General features: G+C 70.6%; 11 protein-coding genes and 1 pseudogene. 3 read left to right on the top strand and 9 right to left on the bottom strand.

What is annotated here, in order from left to right:
* Positions 1-178 precede the first annotated feature (178 nt).
* Entirely contained in the window at positions 179-2122 is a 1944-nt protein-coding gene (htpG, locus tag ACFPP6_RS09220) for a molecular chaperone HtpG (RefSeq protein ID WP_382038956.1), read from the bottom strand.
* A gap of 293 nt (positions 2123-2415) precedes the next feature.
* Here htpG and ACFPP6_RS09225 point away from each other — a divergent pair.
* Positions 2416-3461: pseudogene (locus ACFPP6_RS09225) on the top strand (hemin transporter).
* Here ACFPP6_RS09225 and ACFPP6_RS09230 read toward each other — a convergent pair.
* The 4 genes from ACFPP6_RS09230 to ACFPP6_RS09245 form a co-directional block, all read right to left on the bottom strand.
* Positions 3413-4630, bottom strand: a complete 1218-nt coding sequence (locus tag ACFPP6_RS09230; protein WP_382039242.1) for an RNA polymerase sigma factor — start codon at positions 4628-4630, stop codon at positions 3413-3415. The pseudogene ACFPP6_RS09225 and the gene ACFPP6_RS09230 sit on opposite strands and share 49 nt — an antisense overlap.
* A gap of 18 nt (positions 4631-4648) precedes the next feature.
* The gene (locus ACFPP6_RS09235; RefSeq protein WP_382038958.1) at positions 4649-5056 is read right to left on the bottom strand and encodes a YciI family protein; all 408 of its coding nucleotides are present in this window, start codon (positions 5054-5056) and stop codon (positions 4649-4651) included.
* A gap of 103 nt (positions 5057-5159) precedes the next feature.
* Complete coding sequence (locus tag ACFPP6_RS09240) at positions 5160-6230, bottom strand: PP2C family protein-serine/threonine phosphatase (RefSeq protein WP_382038960.1); 1071 nt, start codon at positions 6228-6230, stop codon at positions 5160-5162.
* Between the two features lie 157 nt (positions 6231-6387).
* Positions 6388-7278, bottom strand: coding sequence for an NmrA/HSCARG family protein (locus ACFPP6_RS09245; protein WP_382038962.1), 891 nt, complete (start codon positions 7276-7278; stop codon positions 6388-6390).
* A gap of 94 nt (positions 7279-7372) precedes the next feature.
* On the opposite strand from ACFPP6_RS09245, the gene ACFPP6_RS09250 reads away from it, so the two are divergent.
* Positions 7373-7861: a MarR family winged helix-turn-helix transcriptional regulator gene (locus ACFPP6_RS09250; protein ID WP_382038964.1), complete on the top strand. Its 489-nt coding sequence runs from the start codon at positions 7373-7375 to the stop codon at positions 7859-7861.
* 90 nt (positions 7862-7951) lie between these two features.
* Here the strand turns inward: ACFPP6_RS09250 and ACFPP6_RS09255 are convergent, their stop codons facing one another.
* Positions 7952-8938: an aldo/keto reductase gene (locus ACFPP6_RS09255; protein WP_382038966.1), complete on the bottom strand. Its 987-nt coding sequence runs from the start codon at positions 8936-8938 to the stop codon at positions 7952-7954.
* A gap of 386 nt (positions 8939-9324) precedes the next feature.
* Here ACFPP6_RS09255 and ACFPP6_RS09260 point away from each other — a divergent pair, with 386 nt between their 5' ends.
* The gene (locus ACFPP6_RS09260) at positions 9325-11532 is read left to right on the top strand and encodes a caspase family protein (protein ID WP_382038967.1); all 2208 of its coding nucleotides are present in this window, start codon (positions 9325-9327) and stop codon (positions 11530-11532) included.
* Positions 11533-11607: 75 nt separating this feature from the next.
* Here ACFPP6_RS09260 and ACFPP6_RS09265 read toward each other — a convergent pair whose 3' ends face one another.
* The 3 genes from ACFPP6_RS09265 to ACFPP6_RS09275 form a co-directional block, all read right to left on the bottom strand.
* Entirely contained in the window at positions 11608-12687 is a 1080-nt protein-coding gene (locus tag ACFPP6_RS09265; RefSeq protein WP_382038969.1) for a hypothetical protein, read from the bottom strand.
* A gap of 95 nt (positions 12688-12782) precedes the next feature.
* Positions 12783-13703 (bottom strand): GNAT family N-acetyltransferase, encoded by a 921-nt coding sequence (locus ACFPP6_RS09270; RefSeq protein ID WP_382038971.1) that lies wholly within the window; start codon positions 13701-13703, stop codon positions 12783-12785.
* A gap of 162 nt (positions 13704-13865) precedes the next feature.
* On the bottom strand, positions 13866-14435 hold the full coding sequence (locus ACFPP6_RS09275; RefSeq protein ID WP_382038973.1) for a hypothetical protein: 570 nt from the start codon (positions 14433-14435) through the stop codon (positions 13866-13868).
* Positions 14436-14443: the final 8 nt, after the last annotated feature.

Here is a 14443-nt window from a genome sequence, read left to right on the forward strand (position 1 = left end):
CGCCCGGCTCGCGCGTTCCGGTTGCCCATGGCAACGAGCGCATGCCGGCCCGGGGAGGTCCGGGCCGGCCCGCCCCTGCCGAAGGGGTTCGAGGCCCGTCGGCAGGTCGGGGCCTGGACACCGGCGGCCTGCCCCTCACCTCTGGGGCAGGCCGCCGACGGCGCCTGACGGAGCCGGGTTACAGCGCCCGCTCCAGACGGTCCGCCATCAGCTTGACGAACCGGGCCGGTTCCTTCGGCTGACCGCCCTCGGCGAGCACCGCCAGGCCGTGCAGGAGCTCGGCGGTCTCGGCGAGCGCCGAGCGGTCCTCGCGCTCGTTGTACGCCTGATTGAGGCCCTTCACCAGGCGGTGGTCCGGGTTGAGCTCCAGGATCCGCTTGGCACTGGGCACCTCCTGGCCCATCGCGCGGTACATGTTCTCCAGGGCCGGGGTCAGGTCGTGCGCATCGGAGACGACGCAGGCGGGGGAAACGGTGAGGCGGGAGGACAGGCGCACCTCCTTGATGTCCCCGTCCAGCTGCTCCTTCATCCAGCCGAGCAGCCCGGCGTACTCCTCGGTCTGCTTCTCCCGCTCGCCGCCGGAGGTGTCCTCGTCCTCGGCGTCGAGGTCGATCCGGCCCTTGGCGACGGACCGCAGCTTCTTGCCCTCGTACTCGCCGACCGCGTCGGCCCACACCTCGTCGACGGCGTCGGTGAGCAGCAGCACCTCGATGCCCCGGTCCCGGAAGGCCTCCATGTGCGGGGAGTTCTCGATGCTCTGCCGGGACTCGCCGGCCAGGTAGTAGATGTCGTCCTGCCCGTCCTTCATCCGCTCCACGTACTGCTTGAGCGTGGTCGGCTCGGTGTCGTGGTGCGTGCTCGCGAACGACGCGACGGAGAGGAGGACGTCACGGTTCTCCGGGTCGGTGACCAGTCCCTCCTTCAGGACCGTGCCGAACTCCCGCCAGAACGTGGCGTAGCGGTCCTGGTCCTTGGTCATCATTTCCTTGACCGTGGACAGGACCTTCTTCGTCAGCCGTCGCCGCATCATCTCGATGTGACGGTCCTGCTGGAGGATCTCGCGGGACACGTTGAGCGAGAGGTCCGCCGCGTCGACGACGCCCTTGACGAAGCGGAGGTACGGCGGCAGCAGCGCCTCGCAGTCGTCCATGATGAACACGCGCTTGACGTACAGCTGCACGCCGCGCTTGGAGTCCCGCGCGAACAGGTCGTGGGGTGCGTGGGCGGGGAGGAACAGCAGGGCCTGGTACTCGAAGGTGCCCTCCGCCTGGAGCCGGATCGTCTCCAGCGGGTCGCGCCAGTCGTGGCCGATGTGCTTGTACAGCTCGTGGTACTCGTCGTCGGACACCTCGCCGCGCGGGCGGGCCCACAGTGCCTTCATCGAGTTGAGCGTCTCGGCCTCGGGCGCCTCGGCTTCGGATCCCTCGGCCGCGGACGCCTCGTCGCTCTTGCCGGCCGTGGCTGAACCCTCGGCCACCACCATCCGGATGGGCCAGGTGATGAAGTCCGAGTACCGCTTGATGATCTCCCTGATCTTCCACGGGGAGGTGTAGTCGTGGAGCTGGTTCTCCGGGTCGGCCGGCTTGAGGTGAAGCGTGACCGAGGTGCCCTGCGGAGCGTCGTCGACGGTCTCCAGCGTGTACGTGCCCTCGCCGCGCGACGTCCAGCGGGTGCCCTGGCTCTCGCCGGCGCGCCGGGTCACCAGGGTGACCTCGTCCGCCACCATGAAGCCGGCGTAGAACCCGACGCCGAACTGGCCGATGAGCCCCTCGGCCCCGGCCGCGTCCTTGGCTTCCTGAAGCTCCTGGAGGAACTTGGCGGTGCCCGAGTTGGCGATCGTGCCGATGAGCCGCCCGACCTCGTCGTACGACATGCCGATGCCGTTGTCCTGCACCGTGAGGGTGCGGGCGTCCGTGTCGACGTCGATGTCGATGTGCAGATCGGACACGTCGGCGTCGAGCGAGTCGTCCCACAGCTTCTCGAGGCGCAGCTTGTCCAGCGCGTCGGAGGCGTTGGAGACGAGCTCCCGCAAGAAGACATCTTTGTTCGAGTAGACCGAGTGGATCATCAGCTGCAGCAGCTGACGGGCCTCTACCTGAAACTCAAAGGTTTCAGTCGACATGTTCGCGAATACCTCACAGGTCCTGTCGCCAGATCTGACGGAAGCCACTGTAAAACACCACTTCAGGGCAGTGACTGGAATGTGGTGGCAGTGGCCGGTTCCGCACCGCGCGTCCACGCTCGGGGCGATCGCCGTCCGGCTGCCGGCTCCTCCCCCGCGCGGGTCCCGCGGCCGGGGTACCGGGCCGTTCGGGTCAGCGCGGCGTCAACGGGCAGGGGCTGATGGTCCCGGTCTTCGGGGTGCGCCGGGGACCGGGCGGCCCCTCCTGCCGGGGCGTTGGTCCCCGATCTTCCGTGCACCCGCCCACCCTGCCCGCCGTCGCCAGGGAGCTGGACCGGATCACCACCCGCTTCTACGCGACGATGTTCACCGAGCATCCCGAGCTGCTGGACGGCATGTTCAACCGCGGCAACCAGGCCGGCGGTGCGCAGCGGCGGGCGCTGGCAGGGGCCTTCGCCGCCATCGCAGAGGTGCTCGGCGAGGCGGTCACCCCTGACGTCGCGGCCGCCTTGGACGAGGTCTACCGGCTGATGGCCGGGGCCCTGATCGCCCAGGAGGCCCGTCTCTGCCTCGAAGCGCAGGTGCGGCCCGGGCATCCCTGGCGGCAGTGGACCGTCCTGGAGCGGCGGGAGGAGACCACCGACACCGTCTCCTTCCTGCTGCGCCCGGCCGACGGCGGCCCGGCGCCGCGGGCCCGTGCGGGGCAGTACGTCAGCATGCGGGTGAAGATGCCCGACGGCGTTCACCAGTTGCGCCAGTACAGTCCGTCCTCGGCGCCCGGCGACCAGGTCCGCCGGATCACCGTCAAGCGCGTCCACGGTGACGGTGCTCCCGAGGGCGAGTGTCGAACCTGCTGCACCGCACCCTGCAGGCCGACGACGAACTCACCGTCTCGGCTCCCTTCGGCGACGTAGTGCTCGACGAGAGCAACGGGCCGTTGGTGCTCGTCTCCGCGGGCATCGGCTGCACCCCGATGACCGGCATGCTGGAGCACCTCGCGGCCACCGCGTCCACCCGCTCCGTCAGGGTCCTGCACGCCGACCGCTCCCCCGCCGATCACGCCCTGCGCGGTGACATGACCCGGCTGGTCGACGTACTGCCCGCCGCGCGGGCCACGTTCTGGTACGAGCGGCCCACGCCGGCGGTGCCGGGTTCCCGGACGGGGCTGATGAACCTCGACGGGCTGGGCCTGCCGGCCGACGCGCGTGTGTACCTGTGCGGCCCGCTGCCCTTCATGAGGGAGATCAGGTCGCAGCTGCTCCGTGGCGGGATCGCTGCCCGCAACATCCGCTACGAGGTCTTCGGCCCGGACCTGTGGCTGGCCGACGCCGCCGCCTGACCGGACGCCCCCGAGCGCGTTCCGTCAACGGCCCGGCGGGCGTTGAGCCGGGCGGCCTGGCGGGTCAGGTGGTCGCGCTCGGCGAGGTTGGGTGCCTTGGGGGCCGCCTCGGCGTACAGGCGTGCCGCTGTCGCCAGGTCGCCGTTGCGCTCGTGGAGGTACGCCGCCACCGCGGTGTGGCGGGGCAGTGAGTCGTCCAGCGCCGCGAGCGCCGCCAGGCCGGCGCGTGGTCCGTCGGCCTCGCCGACGGCCACGGCGCGGTTGAGCCGGACGACCGGGCTGTCGGTCAGGCGCGCGAGCTCGTCGTACCACTCGACGATCTGCACCCAGTCGGTCTCTTCGGCGGTGGGCGCGTCGGCGTGGAGTGCGGCGACGGCGGCCTGGGCCTGGTACTCGCCGAGCCGGTCGCGGGCGAGGGCCGCCTGCAGGATCCCGACTCCCTCGGCGATCGACTCGGTGTCCCACAGGCCGCGGTCCTGTTCGGCGAGCGGCACCAGGCTGCCGTCGGGCGCGGTCCGGGCGGCGCGCCGGGCGTGGTGGAGCAGCATGAGGGCGAGCAGCCCCGCCACCTCCGGGTGGTCGATCGCGGCCGCGAGCTGCCGGGTGAGCCGGATGGCCTCGGCGGCGAGGTCGACGTCGCCGGAGTAGCCCTCGTTGAAGACCAGGTAGAGGACGCGCAGCACGGTGGCGACATCGCCGGGCCGGTCGAACCGCACGCCGGAGACGGTGCGCTTGGCCCGGCTGATGCGCTGCGCCATGGTGGCTTCGGGCACCAGGTAGGCCCGGGCGATCTGGCGGGTGGTCAGCCCGCCGACGGCGCGCAGGGTGAGCGCGACCGCGGACGAGGGCGTCAGCGAGGGGTGGGCGCACAGGAAGTAGAGCTGGAGCGTGTCGTCCACCGCGGACACGGGCCCGGGTGCCGGCTCCTCGTCGACGAGGTCCTCGCGCCGGCGGCGGGAGGCGTCCGCGCGGGTCGCGTCGAGGAAACGGCGCCAGGCCACGGTGATCAGCCAGCCCTTCGGGTCCTGCGGCGGGCCGGCGGGCCAGACGCGGACCGCCTCGACCAGCGCGTCCTGCACGGCGTCCTCGGCCGCCGCGAAGTCGGCTCCGCGGCGGACGAGGATCCCGAGCACGCTCGGCGTGAGGCTCCGGAGCAGGGCCTCGTTCACCTGGGACGTCACTCGTCGTCACTCCGTGATGGTGGGCGGGGCGGTCAGGAACGGGCGCACCTCGAGCCACTCGTGGATGGGTTTTCCGCCGGCCCCGGGGGCGGCCGACAGTTCCCCGGCCAGCTCGACGGCGCGCTCGTAGCTGTCGACGTCGATGATCATCCAGCCGGCGATGAGGTCCTTGGTCTCGGCGAACGGGCCGTCGGTGACCGGCGGGCGTCCCTCGCCGTCGTAGCGGACCCACGCTCCTTCGGGGGCGAGCGCCTGACCGTCGACGAACTCGCCGGTTCCCTCGAGCCGGGCCGCGAAGTCCTGCATGTACTGCACGTGGGCCGAGATCTCTTCCGGCGTCCACTGGTCCATGGGCACGTCGTTGACCGGAGCCGGGGCGCCGCGGTAGTGCTTGAGCAGCAAGTACTTGGCCATCGTGTTCTCCTCGGTGCTGGCGCGGCCCATTGTGGCCGCATTCACTGCGGGGACGGAGCCGGTCACGGGTTCTCGACATCGCCGTGGGAAATTCTTTGTGGTGTCAGTCGGCGACTGCCTCGTTGTGCCGGTCGGCGTCCTCGCTCCTTTCTACGAGGAGCATCGCCACGTCGTCCGCCAGGCTGCCCCCGGTGTACCGGAGGAGCCCCTGGTGCAGGTGATCGAGGAACTCCTGCGGGGTGGTGTCCGGGTGGACCGCTTCCACGGCTTCGGCCAGGGGGAAGAAGGCGTCGTCGCGGTTGCGGGCTTCGATCACGCCGTCGGTGTACAGCAGGAGGCGGTCGCCGGGGGCGAACGGGAAGGTCTCCGCCTCGGAGAGTCCGATGACGACGTCCTCGAGCCCCAGGGGCGGCTGCGGGGACGTGGGCATGAGCATCCGGGCCTCGCCCCCGTGCAGTACCAGTGGGGGCGGGTGGCCGCGGTTGACCACGTCGACGACGGGCCCGTCCGGCACCTGGGCCACGAGTGCGGTGACGAAGCCCTCGACCAGGGATTCCTCGGCGAAGGCGCCCGGTACGGCGCGCTCCCGCCTCAGTGAGGCCATGCAGTGGTCCATGACCTCGGCCAGGTCGTGTTCGTAGTGGACGGCCTCCCGGAAAGCGCCGAGTACGGCCGCGGCCGCGCGCACGGCGGGCAGTCCCTTGCCCCGGACGTCCCCCACGAGCAGCCGGACCCCGTACCGGGTCTGCACGGCTTCGTACAGGTCGCCGCCGATCTGTGCGCCCTTCTCGGCCGCGAGGTACATGCTGGCCGACCGGAGGGAGCCCAGCCGCTCGGGTACGGGCCGGAGGACGACCTCCTGCGCGGCGGCGGCGATGCGGCGGACCTGATCGAGCTCGTGCTGCCTGCGCGTACGTACGGCGCTGCTCGTCGTGATGCTCGCCGCGGACACCAGGAAAAGGGCGAGGAAGTTGGTGTGGACCTGCTGGCTGCCCCACGCCTGGTTGTAGGTCGCGGTGCACACGCTGACGGCCGTGGCGACTGCCGCTGCCGCGACGGTGCCCTTGGGGCCCATCGTGACCGCCGCCAGCGCCGGCGTCGCAGTGAGCACAGGGCCGGTGTACAGGAAGTGCGCGGGTGAGAACTCGATGCCGATCACGAGCAGGGCGAGCATGAACGGTAGGCATTGCCCCAGCCTGAACAGGCCCCTGCTGTGGGCGCCCGTTCCTGGTCGAGGGGGCGAGCGGAAGAGCCACCGCATGTCTACAGGCTCCCCCGTGGAGCGTCAGCAGTCCACTTCGACGGTCAGCTCACGCGGCCGGCAGGGGCTGTCACTGAGGTGAGGGCGCGGAGGACGCGGAGGACAGAAGCGCGGCCCAGTCCTGGCCGGCGGCCCAGTCGGAGAAGCTGTGCCAGCCGGCTTCGGGGTAGTCGCGGCGCAGCCCGGCGACATCGACGTCGAGGCCGGAGGTGGTGAAGTACTCGAACATGGCTGCCAGGTCGGTGGAGCGGGTCCGGACGTGGGCGAGGGGGACTTCGTGGTGAGCGACCGGGCGGCCGATGGCTTCCCCGAGGGATTGCGCGATCTGGGCGGGGGTGCGTTCGTCGGAGGCGATGTCGATGCGCTGGGCGCTGAACTCCTCGCGGCGCTGGAGGACCAGTGCGGCGAAGGCGCCGATGTCGGCGGCGGGGATGAGGGTTAGCGGCCGGTCGGCGGGCATGGGCCAGGCGAAGGCGCCGTCGCGCAGTCCGTCGAGGGTCCAGCCACCGGCGTAGTTGTCCATGAAGGCCGCCGGGGCGATCACCGTCCAGGGCACGCGGGATGTGCGCAGGTGCTGCTCGATGCGGCGCTTGCTCTCGTAGTGCGGGACGCCGGTGCTGCGGTCGGCGTGGGCCGCCGAGGTGAACACGACGTGCCCGAGGCGGGCTGCTGCCGCAGCGTCGATGAGGGCCTTGCCCTGCCGGGTTTCGGTGGCGGTGCCGGTGCCGAAGGGGGTGGTGACCGCGAAGAGGGAGTCGGCGCCGGCGAGGGCGGCCTCAAGGGTGGTGGGATCGTCGAGGTCGGCGTGGTGCACGTCGGCTCCCAGGCGGCGCAGGGTGTCGGCGGCGGGCGAGGCGGGCCGGCGGGTGAGGGCCCGCACCCGTTGGCCGGCGGCCAGTAGCGCGCGGGCGGTGGCTCCGCCCTGGGCTCCGGTGGCCCCGGTGACGGCGGCGGTGAGCATGGTTCTCCCCGAGAAGTAGAATAACTGCGCGGCGCATCAACTGCGCCATGCAGAAGACTATGAGATATCGCTGCGTCACGCAGCGATTGGGAGTGTGATCCATGTGACGGACTCGCGCCGGTCCCGGCTCTACGAGGAGTTGTCGACGGAGTCCCGCCGCTACCTGGCGGCGTACGCGCTGTTCAACCAGGCTGTCGCCGATCACCTCGACCTGCATCCGACGGACGTGCAGTGCCTGAGCCTGCTGACGGCCGAGCCCGAGCCGCTCACCGTAAGACAGATCGCCGACCTGACCGGTCTGACCACGGGCTCGGCCACCCGGCTGGTGGACCGGCTCGAACGGGGCGGCTACGTGGCCCGCACACCCGACAGCCAGGACCGCCGCAGGGTCCTGGTCACCCCGGTGCCCGAGCGCATCGCCCGGGTCGCCGCGGTGTGGGACGACCTCGCTCCGGCATGGCATGCGCTTCTCGACAGCCACACCGAGGACGAGCTCGAAATCATCACCCGGCACATGCGACGGGCGCACGACCTCAGCCACGCCCAGATGCGTCACCTGCGCTCGCGGCCGAAGCCGGACTGAGTGGGCGCCTGGCGAGCGGCCGGGCCGGCCGGGGCCCGGCCCCGGAAGCGGCCCGTGGGGCGGGCGCCCGGGGCGAGGAACCAGGCGGGCTCAGCCGTTGACGAAAGTCAGGCTCGTCGCGTCGTAGCGGGTGCCCGCGACCTGCTCGGCCGGGGCTGCGGCCTCGATGGCGGCGAGGTCCTCCGGGGACAGCTCGACGGCCACGGCCGCGAGGTTCTCCTCCAGGTAGCGCTGCCGCCGGGTGCCGGGGATCGGCACCACGTCGTCGCCCCGGTGCTGCACCCAGGCCAGGGCGAGCTGACCGGCGGTGACGCCCTTCTGGGCGGCCAGCTCGTTCAGCTTCGCGACGATCGCCAGGTTCCGTTCGAGGTTGCCGTCGGCGAAGCGCGGCTGGCTGCGCCGCACGTCGGTCTCGGCCAGCCCCTCGACCGAGTTGTACCGGCCGGTCAGGAAGCCGCGTCCGAGCGGGGAGAACGGGACCAGGCCGATGCCGAGTTCGCGGCAGACCGGGGCGATCCCGGCCTCCAGGTCGCGGGTCCACAGCGACCACTCGCTCTGCAGTGCGGCGATCGGGTGCACCGCGTGCGCCCGCCGGATGGTCTGCGCGCCGGCCTCGGACAGCCCGAGATGACGCACCTTGCCGGCCTGCACCAGCTCGGCCATGGCGCCGACGGTCTCCTCGATCGGCACCTGCGGATCGACCCGGTGCTGGTAGTAGAGGTCGATGTGGTCGACCCCGAGCCGGCGCAGCGACGCCTCGCAGGCCTGCCGCACGTAGGCGGCGTCGCCGCGGACCAGGGTGGGCTCGCCCAGCCGGTTGGCGAAGCCGAACTTCGTGGCCAGCACCACCTCGTCGCGGCGCCCGGCGACGGCCCGCCCGATCAGCTCCTCGTTGTGCCCGGTGCCGTAGAAGTCGGAGGTGTCCCAGAAGGTCACCCCGAGGTCGAGCGCATGGCGCAGCGTCGCGATCGACTGGTCGTCGTCCGCGGCACCGTAGCCGTGGCTCATGCCCATGCACCCCAGGCCCTGTGCAGAGACTGCCAGTTCGCCGAGGTGGCGGGTGGGGACGTTGTTCATGGTGTTGCCTCCTGAGCTCTGAACCATCTGCCCAGGAAGCTAGGTGTTGGAGCGCACTCCATGTCAACCAGCCATCAACGACGCCGCTGCGGCCCGCGAACCCAGTCAACCGAACGTTTGGTCCTTGAATGCGCCACCATTGTCATGGGCCTCAGGGGCTGTGCGCAGCGCGGTGGCGGTGCGAGACTGGACGGAGAGGAGCGTGCCGCGTGGCGGTACGAGGCGTGAGCATTCGGGCGAGGCGCTGAATCCGCTCCTTCCCTCCGCACAGCCCCCGCTTGAGGGGGCGGTCAGCAGCATCGGCGCGCGGCAGGCCGGGCACGTCAGCTGCGCGGCGCGCGGGCCGACGCGTGGATCGCGTCCTGCGCCGCCGGGAAGGCGGACCGATGAACGAGCGGAACAGGCACGCCCTCGTCGTAGTCACCGGCACTTACGGCGACGCGGGACTGGGCGCCCTGAGGGCACCCGCACAGGATGCGGCAGAGCTCGCCGACGTGCTCGGCGACGAGACCATCGGCGACTTCGACGTCGAAGTCCTTTCCGATCCGACCGCCCAGCGCCTGCGCACAGCAGTGGAGGACTTCTTCGCAGAAAGATCCCCCAAGGACACGCTGCTGCTCCACTTCTCCTGCCACGGAGTCAAGAACAGCGCGGGCAAGCTCTTCCTCGCCGCTACCGACACCAACCGGGCCCGGCTCGCGTCGACCGCCGTACCCGCCGAGTTCGTGAGCGAGCAGATGCTCGACAGCCGCGCCCAGTGCGCAGTGGTCTTCCTGGACTGCTGCTACGCCGGCGCGTTCGAGCGCGGCATGTTCGCCCGGGCGGGCACGGACGCGCACGTCGAGGAGAGCTTCACCGACCTGCAGCGCACGAAGGAGAGGCGGGGGCGAGCCGTCTTCACCGCCTCCAGTGCGGTGGAGTACGCCTTCGAGGGCGACCAGCCCGTGGCCGGCAAGCCCGGCGCTGCGAGAGGGCCGTCGATGTTCACGGGCGCGCTGGTACACGGGCTGCGCAGTGGGGAGGCGGATCGCGACGGGGACGGCAGCATCGGCCTGTCCGAGCTGGCGGACTACGTGAGCGAACGCCTGGACGCGCTGGCCTGCCGCCAGACCCCGCAGCTGTGGCTCTTCGGTGGCCACGGAAACCTCCCCATCGCCCGTGCGAAGCTGCGTGCCACCCGGGCCTCCCCCTTGCCCGAGGGACTGGCCGCGGCTGTCGGGTCCGACAGCCGCGAACAGAAGTTGTGGGCCGTGAACGACCTGAGCACCCTGCTGCAAGGCTCCGATCTGGGCCTCGCGCTCGCAGCACACAGGGCGCTGTCCCAGCTGGAGAGCGACGACAGCCGCCGGGTGGCGGACAACGCCGCCCGGGCACTTCAACGGGCTCGACCCAGACCGGTGACCTCCGCCGTCGACCTGGGGCAGGTGCCGGTGGGCAAGCAGGGGAAGCCGGCGCACCTCGCGGTGGAGGGCCCGCCGGTCGTACTCGCCACTTTGCAGGCGAGTGCGGAGCCCTGGCTGACGACACGGTCCACAGCCGATGGGCTCGAGCTGACCGCGAAGGTGCAGGAGCACGGGGCGCACACAGGCACGCTGACCCTGCAGGCGGTGACCGGTCAGGTCGACGTCCGAGTCCAGGTCCAGGGCATGAGGGCGGGGAGGCGAGGTGTCGCCGGCGCGACGGAACCTTCGGCTGCGAAAACTACATCAGCGAAGAAGCCTGAACCGGAACCGGAGCCGGAGCCGAAACCGGTGGAGCAGCCGCGGGACAAGCCCCAGGCTGCCCCTGCAGTCGTGCACGCCCGGCCGTTCTTCTGGGCAGCGGCGCTGTTGTCCCTCTCATTTGTGATACCACCGGGCATACGCAGCAGCGGCTACTTGCTCTGGCAGCCGATCGGTTCCGTAGCCCTTGCACTGGCCGTGGTCAGCGTCATCAGCTGCGTGGTGACGGGCACCCTCATCGTCCGCGGGTCTGCTCGCGTTCGTCGGCGCCGATTGCGTCAATGGTGCGGTGCGGTAGCGTTGCTGACGGCGTTGGCAGTGCTATACCTCGTCAGCGTCCTGTCCTCACTCGGCGCGACGCCCCGCCCTACGGTGGGGACCCTGTGCCTCGTCTCCGGCACGGTACTCCAGGTCACCGCGGCGGTACGACTGCACCGGTCGTTGGTCGTGACCCCCTCGCCGGACGCAGCCCTGGAGTCGACTCAGCTCTACGCCCGGCCGTTCCTCTGTGCGGCAGTGCTGATGGCCCTCGCTCTGTTGTTGCCGATCTACGACGGCCAGGTGTGGCTCTTCCATCTGCCCGGTAATTACATCCTGACGCCGGCCATCGGCTCTGTGGTGGTACTCGTCTCACTCGTAAGCACAAGCACGTGCGGACTCATGTGCGCTCTCACGTGGGCGGACCCCCGACCCGTCCGCCGCAGGTGGGTGCGTGCTTGGTGTGCCGCAGTGGCACTGCTGACCCTCGCAGCGGCAGCCACCCTCTTCCTGACGAAACAGCTGCAACCGGGCCTGCTGGCCTTCACTGCCGGAGCGATCGTCCAGGGCTGGATCGCCGTGCAGATGTGGCGGAAGCATCGCACGGCCGGCTGAACCACCCGGCTGCGGTGCAACGGCGGGTCACCCCGCCGTTGCACCGCGGCCATGCGCCACCACGGCGCGTCCCGGCTAGGGGTTCTCCTGCAAGGTCAGGCCGTAGTAGGTGACGTGGTAGTCCCCCACCTGCTGCGCGTGATCCGTCAAGCTCAGGTCCTTCGGGGAGGAGACGCCCAGGTCACGCAGGGTGTCGACCATCATGCGGGACAGTCGGCGGCCGTTCACCTCGCCGATTCCGAAGTCCCCGGAGTGGTAGGGGGCTTCGTGCCAGTGGTCCAGGGCGGCCGGGCGGGTGGTGTGGGGGATCCAGCCGAAGGAGGCCGGGTCGGTGATGCCCTCTCCGAGCCGCTCGGGGTCGTAGATGATCTCCAGTCGTTCGCCGCAGAGGAGGTTGAACAGGATCGGGCCGTAGGTGCCGGGCACCAGGGCGTGGAAGCCGAAGTCCAGCTCGATGCCGAGGGCGTGGGTCTCGGCCGGGAGGGTGTCGAGGAAGTCGCCGAGGGTATTGGAGAAGACGTCCCAGTCGTCGGTGCGCCAGCGGCCCGGGAAGCCCAGGCCCGCGTTCGAGGAGTCGCGGCGGGATCCGAAGAACCCGCCGAGGGCGTAGTGCTCGCCGTGTCCCTGCCGCCAGAACCAGTTCTCCGCCGGATCGGTCGGCTGGAGCAGCAGTTCAGGGCCGTGCTCGCCGGCGTGCAGCTCCAGCGTGTTCTCCCGCTCACGCCAGCGGCGGAACGGGCTGCCCCACAGCGGGGCTGAATCGTAGAACGGGCCGGGGTCACCGTATGCGCCCATGATGGAGGCGGGGCCGAACTCTTCCGTCAGCGCCTCGCCGACCGTCCGGAAGGCCGCGGCCTTCTCCGCGGCTCCGCCCTCCGGCAGCGCGACGGGCACATACAGCCCGACGTACTCCTCGCCGCCGTGCACGTAGTCCTTCTCGAAGCGGCCCACCGGGCGCAGCCGGGGCGTCCAGTGCGGGGACGCGTCCGGCTGCGTACCCGTAACCAGCCGCGGACCGGCGGCGCCGTCGTGCCATTGCCATCCGAGGGCTTCCACCACCGCCCGCAGCTCCGGCCCGCTCCAGCCGCCGGTCTCCGCCGCCCTCAGCTGCCGTGCCAGCTCCACTACGCGCGCCTTGTCCCAGGCCCCCGTCATCCTGAACTCCTTGTTCCGTTCCGTGCTCGTGCGACAGACCTTGTCATACGGCACTGACAAGAGCGCGCCCGCCTGGCCTCGGGCGACAGAACGCCTCAGTCCGATGGCTTGCGCCGGCCGACGAAGGTGTGGGTGCGGGTGTGCGTGGTGAAGCCCATGGATTCGTAGAGCCGCTTGGGGACGGGATAGGCGGCATCGCCTCGCGAGCAGACGATGGCGCGCCGGCCGCCGACACGGGCGAAGGCATGCAGCACCGCGGTGCAGACGGCCCGGGCCAGGCCCAGACGGCGGTGGTCGGGATGGGTGCCGACCGGTTCGAAGGCACCGGTTGCGTTGACCTCGTCGTACCAGCCCTGGCAGTAGGCCACGACGTCTCCGGCGGGCGCCGTCACAACGAGATCGAGTTCGGGGCGATAGGGCCAGGCGTCCCTCATGCGGGCATGGCGTTCGGTGGTGACTCGGGTCGATCCGAAGGCCGCACGGTGTGCGGCCGCACGGCCGGCCACGTCGGTGTCGTCATGCTGGGCCCGGATCGCATAGCCGTCCGGCAGACGGGGAACCTCCGGCAGTTCGGTGAGGGCACGGTCGAGGCATGCCATGAACGGGCCGTCGACAGCGCGCGTGTATCCCCGCTTTTCCAGCGCTTCGACCAGGTGTGATTCAGTGCCGGCCACCTCGACGTGCAGCGGGCGGCCGACTGCCGCTCGTTCGGCCCAGGCGAGGACGTCGTGGGCCAGTTCCGGATGGTCCGGGTCGACTTGGAGCATCAGGCTGTCCGGTGGATCCAGCCAGCCCCAGGCCAGCGTTCGGCCGCCTTCGGTCCAGACCGCCGTCGGGCATTCGTCGTCGCGGTCGAGGGACAGACACCAATTCCAGGTGAGGTCACCTATGTGCCGGTAGCCGGTCGCCGGGAAGGTGCGGGTGGCCAGGTCCTGCATGGCGCGTAGCGCCATGGGTCCGGCATGTTCATGGCGTTGCATGGGCGCCATGCTGCCGAACAGCTTTCGATCGAGCAACGGAGTATCCGGCAAGCCGCATACCGCCGGCACCTGGCCGACCGAGCCGACCGACCGACGACTTCAAGCGAGAGGAAGGGACCGACGTCAGGCACACCACTCGGGGGTGCGCCTGCCGTCCGGCCACCAAGCCCTCGTCGGGCGTACGGGCGGGCGTACGTCCTATCGCGGCGCCTTGACCAGCTTGAACTCCATCACGTTGAGGTCACCGCTTCCGTACCGGTCCTGCCAGTAGAGCGTCTTGTCGCCCGGGAAGGTCGGGGACGCCGCGAGGTACAGGTAGGAACCGTCCCACCGGGTCTTCAGGCGGAACGCGTCCCCGCTGGGTTCCAGCATCCAGGGATTCTGCCGGCAGCTGTCCATCAGGGCGATCCAACGGTAGTAAGTGTGGCAGAGCATGGTGGCGCTGCCCCGGCGCTGCAGGCGTATCTGATAGCCCTCGCCCCACGTGGTGTTGGTGTCCTTCTCGAAGACTACGGGTATTCCCTGGTCCCCGGCTCGTTCCGTGTAGTGGACCAGGTCCCCGTACTCACTGGTTCTTCCGGCCGTGATGCCCCGGTCGAGCTTCGTGGCCACCAGGTAGTAGGGGACGCCGGGCTCGACGGGGCCGGCCGCCTGGGCACCGCCGGCAGCGTGTGCCGCCGAGGAGGGAACGATTACTGCCACCAGGGCGAGGAACCCGGCCAGGGCGGACAACCGGACTCTCCAGAGACTTCCTCGAGCGTGCTTCATGGGCTTGC

This window comes from Streptomyces aureoversilis (assembly GCF_042657885.1).
Taxonomy (GTDB): Bacteria; Actinomycetota; Actinomycetes; order Streptomycetales; family Streptomycetaceae; genus Streptomyces; species Streptomyces aureoversilis.